This window comes from Microbacterium sp. SWDP-B6, from assembly GCF_059803615.1.
This window is the reverse complement of sequence record NZ_JAPFGV010000025.1, coordinates 1-5,494: the sequence shown is the minus strand read 5'-3', so window position 1 is coordinate 5,494 and position 5,494 is coordinate 1. Positions and strand designations below refer to the sequence as shown.

General features: G+C 68.4%; 8 protein-coding genes. 5 read left to right on the top strand and 3 right to left on the bottom strand.

Annotated features, from left to right (window positions below):
• The 3 genes from OPU70_RS17525 to OPU70_RS17515 all read left to right on the top strand — a co-directional run.
• A partial coding sequence (locus OPU70_RS17525) for a peptidase dimerization domain-containing protein (RefSeq protein WP_498558348.1) occupies positions 1-536 on the top strand: 536 nt, incomplete at its 5' end.
• Entirely contained in the window at positions 518-1,735 is a 1,218-nt protein-coding gene (locus tag OPU70_RS17520; RefSeq protein WP_498558347.1) for a hypothetical protein, read from the top strand. The genes OPU70_RS17525 and OPU70_RS17520, both read left to right, overlap by 19 nt.
• Before the next feature lie 96 nt (positions 1,736-1,831).
• Positions 1,832-2,005 (top strand): DUF3117 domain-containing protein, encoded by a 174-nt coding sequence (locus OPU70_RS17515; protein WP_079112537.1) that lies wholly within the window; start codon positions 1,832-1,834, stop codon positions 2,003-2,005.
• 90 nt (positions 2,006-2,095) lie between these two features.
• Here the strand turns inward: OPU70_RS17515 and OPU70_RS17510 are convergent, their stop codons facing one another.
• Positions 2,096-2,731, bottom strand: a complete 636-nt coding sequence (locus OPU70_RS17510; protein WP_042541995.1) for an O-methyltransferase — start codon at positions 2,729-2,731, stop codon at positions 2,096-2,098.
• Positions 2,732-2,820: 89 nt separating this feature from the next.
• Here OPU70_RS17510 and OPU70_RS17505 point away from each other — a divergent pair, with 89 nt between their 5' ends.
• The gene (locus OPU70_RS17505; protein ID WP_042541994.1) at positions 2,821-3,207 is read left to right on the top strand and encodes a twin-arginine translocase TatA/TatE family subunit; all 387 of its coding nucleotides are present in this window, start codon (positions 2,821-2,823) and stop codon (positions 3,205-3,207) included.
• 41 nt (positions 3,208-3,248) lie between these two features.
• Entirely contained in the window at positions 3,249-3,821 is a 573-nt protein-coding gene (locus OPU70_RS17500) for a hypothetical protein (RefSeq protein ID WP_498558346.1), read from the top strand.
• 6 nt (positions 3,822-3,827) lie between these two features.
• Here OPU70_RS17500 and OPU70_RS17495 read toward each other — a convergent pair whose 3' ends face one another.
• On the bottom strand, positions 3,828-4,301 hold the full coding sequence (locus tag OPU70_RS17495; RefSeq protein ID WP_367821111.1) for a YcxB family protein: 474 nt from the start codon (positions 4,299-4,301) through the stop codon (positions 3,828-3,830).
• A gap of 7 nt (positions 4,302-4,308) precedes the next feature.
• Positions 4,309-5,427, bottom strand: coding sequence for an Mrp/NBP35 family ATP-binding protein (locus OPU70_RS17490; RefSeq protein ID WP_056376178.1), 1,119 nt, complete (start codon positions 5,425-5,427; stop codon positions 4,309-4,311).
• Positions 5,428-5,494 lie beyond the last annotated feature (67 nt).

Sequence of the window (5,494 nt, the reverse complement as noted above, 5' to 3'; positions counted from 1 at the left end):
CCCCCCCCCCCCCCCCCGCCCGCGCCTGGATAGGAGAGAACGCCATCCATCGGGCGGCCCCGATCCTCGCGCGTCTGGCCGAGTACCGTGCGAAGGAGATCGCGGTCGACGGACTGCTGTATCGCGAGAGCATGAGCGCCGTCCGGATCACGGGAGGGGTCGCGGGCAATGTGATTCCCGATGCGTGCGAGGTCGAGGTGAACTACCGGTTCGCTCCGAGCAAGTCGGCGGCGGATGCAGAGGCGCACATCCGCAACCTGCTGGCCGGTTTCGACGTGGAGATCACCGATGCCGCCGAAGGCGCGCGGCCAGGTCTCGATGCCCCGATCGCCCGGGACTTCGTGACTGCCGTCGGCGCCGAGCCGCGCCCCAAGTACGGATGGACCGACGTCGCTCGCTTCTCGGCCCTCGGCATCCCCGCCGTGAACTACGGACCGGGGGACCCGCACCTCGCGCATCATGACGAGGAGCGCGTTCCGCTCGCGCAGATCGACGCCGTCGAGCGAGGACTGCGCGCATGGCTCAGTTCGCGCTGACCGCGACCCGTCGGTGGGCGGCCGCACCGCTGGCGCTGCGGATCGCCCTGATCTACCTCACGGCGCGCGCTGTGACGACCGCGATGATGATCGCGGCGGCGACGTCGTCGACGTCGCTGTCGAGGTTCGGGGCGGAGCCGGGGCTCGCCGACTTCATCGTCGGGTGGGATGCGCAGTGGTACTGGCTTGTCGCCGAAGAGGGGTATCCGTCTTCTCTTCCCCTCACCGAGTCCGGTGAGGTCGCAGAGAACGCCTGGGCGTTCATGCCGGTGTTCGCTTTCGCCGCCAAGACGGTCGGGTTCGTGTTCGGCTCGTGGGGGATGGGCGCTTTCCTGCTGTCGTTCGTCGCCGGTTACTTCGCCTGCCTCGCGCTGCACCGACTGTTGCGTGAGCGCATCGGCGCGCGGGCGACGATGTGGTCGGTGGTGTTCTTCGCCTCCGGACCTGTCGCGGCGATGTTCCAGGTCGGATACGCCGAGACGCTGTTCCTCCTCCTGCTGTTCCTGGCGCTCGACGCGACGGTGCGCAGGAACTACGTCTGGCTCTACCTTCTCATCCCCGTCATGGCGTTCACGAGACCGGGGATCCTCGCATTCGCGCTCTACCTCGGTCTGCACGGCATCCTCCGCTGGTGGCACCGCCGAGACGACCCGCTCGCCCTGCGGGAGATCGTGCACATCGTGGCGCTCGGCGCCCTCGCCACGATCGCGGGCTTCTCGTGGCAGGTCATCGCGGGCATCGTCACCGGAGACCCCGGCGCGTACCTCGCGACCGAGCTCGCCTGGCGCAGGAACTGGCTCGTCGGCGGCGTCGAGGGTTTCGTGCCGTTCGAAGGCTGGATCCAGGCGTCCCAGTTCTGGTTCGCCCAGTGGGGGCTTCCCGGCGCGTGGGGCCCCGTCGCTCTGGCGCTCCTCGTCGTGGTGGCGGGTGCGGCTCTGCTCTATCTGCCCCAGGTGCGCGCGCTCGGTCCCGATCTCAGGCTCTGGAGCGCGAGCTACCTCCTCTATCTGCTCGCCGTCTTCTTCCCGCAGTCGAGCACTTTCCGGCTGCTCCTGCCGTTGAGTCCTGCCTGGGGAGCACTCGCGGTGCCGCGCTCGCGCGTCTGGCGGCTGGGGGTTCTGGCGGTCTGCCTGCTGGGTCAGTGGCTCTGGATCTACCACATCTACGCGTTGGGGAACACGTTCTGGCAGGTGCCGTGAATGTTAAGGCTTGATGCATTTCTTCATAGGGGACATCCAGGTTCCGGTAACACCCGATAAACTGATCGCATACCACCGGAGGAAAAGGAGCCCACGATGGCAGCGATGAAGCCGAGGACCGGAGACGGACCCATGGAGGCCGTAAAAGAAGGACGACTCATCATCGTGCGCGTCCCGCTCGAAGGAGGCGGCCGTCTGGTCGTCTCCGTGAACGACGCAGAGGCGAAGGAACTCCACGACGTGCTGGCAGCCGTCGTGAAGCCCGCCTGAGAGAACTCGAATTCGCGCACGCGGATTCACGAAGAGGGGGACGGATCATCGATCCGTCGCCCTCTTCCGTCTGTGCGGGGTGTCGTCGGCTCAGCCCTCACCGACGCTGATCAGCTGCAGCAGGCCTTCACCGGAGCTCGAGACGGTCGCGAGCACCGCTGAGGACTCCTGGGTCTCCTGCACGAGCGAGCGATAGGCCGAGGTCACCTCGTCACGCTGCACGGGGTCGGCCACGCGGCCGCCACCGAGAATCCGGGGGACCAGGACCATCCCGCCGGTGCGCACCAACCGCAGCCCGTGCTCGACGTAGTCGATGACGTTCTCGGGGTCCGCATCGACGAGCACGATGTCATAGGACGCTTCGTTCATGCGCGGCAGCACGTCGGCGGCGCGACCGGTGATGAACCGAGCCTTCGTCGGGGCGACCCGAGCGTCGGAGAACGCCTGACGAGCCGCGGCCAGATGCTCCGGTTCGTTGTCGATCGAGGTCAGTACGGCCTGCGGCGCCCCTCGCAGCAGCCAGAGGCCCGAGACACCGGCTCCGGTGCCGATCTCGACGATCGACCTGGCACCTGTCGCCGCGGCGAGCACCGCGATCTGCGAGCCGACGGCCGCGCTGATCGGCGAAGCGCCGAGTTCGATGGCGTGCGCACGCGCGCGGGCGATCGGCGAAGGCTCCACGATCGACTCGCGGATGAAACGTGCGTTCGCATCGTTCTCGCTCATTGACTGATTCTCCCGACTGAGATATGTGTTCTCCCAGCGTATGCGCTCGGTGCGCGGCACAACGGCAGGCGCGGCGGTAGCCTGGACACATGCAGTTCGGGATCACCTTCGAGAAGCTGCTGCTCATCGGTCTGATCGCTGCGCTGCTCATCGGACCGGAGCGGCTGCCCCGCTACGCCGAGAGCGTCGCGAAGCTCGCTCGGCGTGCCGGCGAGTTCCTCCGTGACACCAAATCGCGCGTCCGCGACGAGATGGGCCCCGACATCGATGACGTCGACTGGCGCAAGCTCGACCCTCGGCAGTACGACCCCAGACGCATCATCCGCGACGCTCTCTTCGAAGACGACGCGGCGCCCGGGCCCGCCAGAGCCGAGGCGGTCGTCGCAGAGCCGACGGTGAAGCCGGTGCGAACGCCGAGGGTGCGACCGGAGTTCTCGGTCGCGAGTCCGCCCCCGTTCGATCCCGAAGCCACGTGACGCGGACGGTCGACGAGAGTCGGCTTCGGACCAGAGACCGGATGGCGTTCTTCGCCGCCGCGATCTGCGCCGCGACCGGAGTCCTCATCTGGGCCCTCTGGGTGCTGCCGATCGTGCGGTCGATCGAGAGCGCCGAGGACGTCCCGATCGGGCAGACGATGGCGGTCGACCTCGACTCCGGGGCTCGGGTCGGCATCTGGACCAGCGGGATCTCCGCCACGCTCGGCACCATGGATTGCAGCGTCATCGGGCCGGACGGCGCCGAGCGTCCGCAGCAGGGCCCATCCGCGGTGAGCTGGGACGACGTGCTGTGGTGGATGACGCCGCGGACCGGGTTCGTGCAGTCCGCCCAGTTCACCGCGGCTGAGGCGGGCACTCACCTGGTGGACTGCCGGGATTCGCTCGACACGTACGACGGGCGATTCCTCGTCGCCGGCGACTCGATCGGTGACGGCAGCATCGGACTGGGCCGCACCGGCGGCAACGACTACCCGGTGGGGTCTCTGCTTGCTCTCGGAGCGGTGATGTGTCCACCCCTCGCGGTGCTTCTTCCTCTGGTGATCCTGCTGAGGCGCCTGATCACACGCCGCGTTCCGAGGCCGCCCCAGACCTGATCGCGGTCAGCCGATCCTGGCCCGGAGAGTCGCGATGTCGTCATCGGACAGCAGCGCACGGGGGATCGCCGTGATCGCAGACGCGCCTCGAAGCTTGAAGAGCACGGCATGCCTGCCGGCACGAACGCTCTGGAAGGTGCTGTAAGAGATGTCCGACGACCGACTGCCGGCGCCGACGTGCAGAGCGGTGTCATCGAGCCGAAGCCACACCGCGCTGCCCGGAGGGGTGGCGGCCCGAACGGCGCGTCTGGCGCCGACGACAGTCATGACGACCGCGTAGACCATGAGGGCGATGCTCGCGACGGGCAGCAGACCCGCCAGCCCCTGGGTGCCGCGCACGGCGGTCAGGTTGAGGATGCTGACGACGAATGCCGCGACGAGGGCGATCCACATCACGATCGCGACGGGGCGGGTGAGGGCGTAGATCGCGGCGTCGCGTGCCATGCCCCGAAGCAGCTGTTCGTCGACGGTGAGAGCCACGATCGTCTCAGCCCAGGGTCATCGGGAGCGAACGACCGGCGAGGCCGCGCCCCTGAGTGGCGAGGGAACCTGCGAGCTCGCGGATCGCGACGGCCGCCGCATCGTCGGGGGCACTGAGCACCACGGGCACCCCTTCGTCGCCTCCGGTACGCAGCGCGGGACTGAGGGGGATCGATGCCAGCAGCGGCACGGACTGCGTCTCCGACAGCGCACTGGCCACGGCTGCACCGCCTCCTGAACCGAACAGATCGACGACGGTGCCGTCCGGAAGGGTGAGGGCTCCCATGTTCTCGACCACCCCGATCACCCGCTGCCCGGTCTGGCGAGCGACCAGCCCGCTGCGGATCGCCACGTCGGATGCTGCCGCCTGCGGCGTCGTGACGACCAGCACCTCGGCGTGGGGCAGCAGCTGCCCGATCGAGATGGCGATGTCACCGGTGCCAGGAGGCATGTCGATGAGCAGGATGTCGAGATCGCCGAAGAACACGTCTGTCAGGAACTGCTGCACGGTGCGGTGCAGCATCGGTCCGCGCCAGGCGACCACAGCCTCCCCGTCGCGGAGGAACATGCCGATCGAGATGGTCTTCACGCCATGGGCGACGGGCGGGAGCATGAGGTCGTCGATGCGCGTGGGCTGTGTTCCCGCAGGGATGCCGAGGAGGCCCGGGATCGAGAAGCCGTGCACATCGGCGTCGACGAGGCCGACCGAGAGGCCCTGAGCCGCGAGCGCCACCGCGAGATTCGCCGTCACAGTGGACTTGCCCACGCCGCCCTTGCCACTCGAGACGAGGATCACCCGTGTGAGTGAGTCCGGGCCGAAGGGCATCTGGCGAGGAGGCCGCCCGTCGCGCAGCTTCTCGGTGAGCGCTTTGCGCTCTGACGGCGTCATCACGCCGACCTCGACGTCCACCTCGGCGATGCCGGGCACCGAAGCGGCCGCGGCGCGGACATCGGTTTCGATGCGAGCCGCTGCGGGACAGCCCACGATCGTGAGCACGATCGCGACGTGCGCGTGTGCTCCATCGACACTGATCTCCCTGACCATGTCGAGATCGCCGATGGGTCTGCGAAGCTCGGGGTCGGTGACAGCGGCGACGGCCGCTCGGACGGAGTCGGCTGAGCTCATGATGATGTGGAGCGGCCGCGGGGGCGTCGCTCGGTCGGCTCCTCGTCCTGCTCGCCGAGCTCGGCGA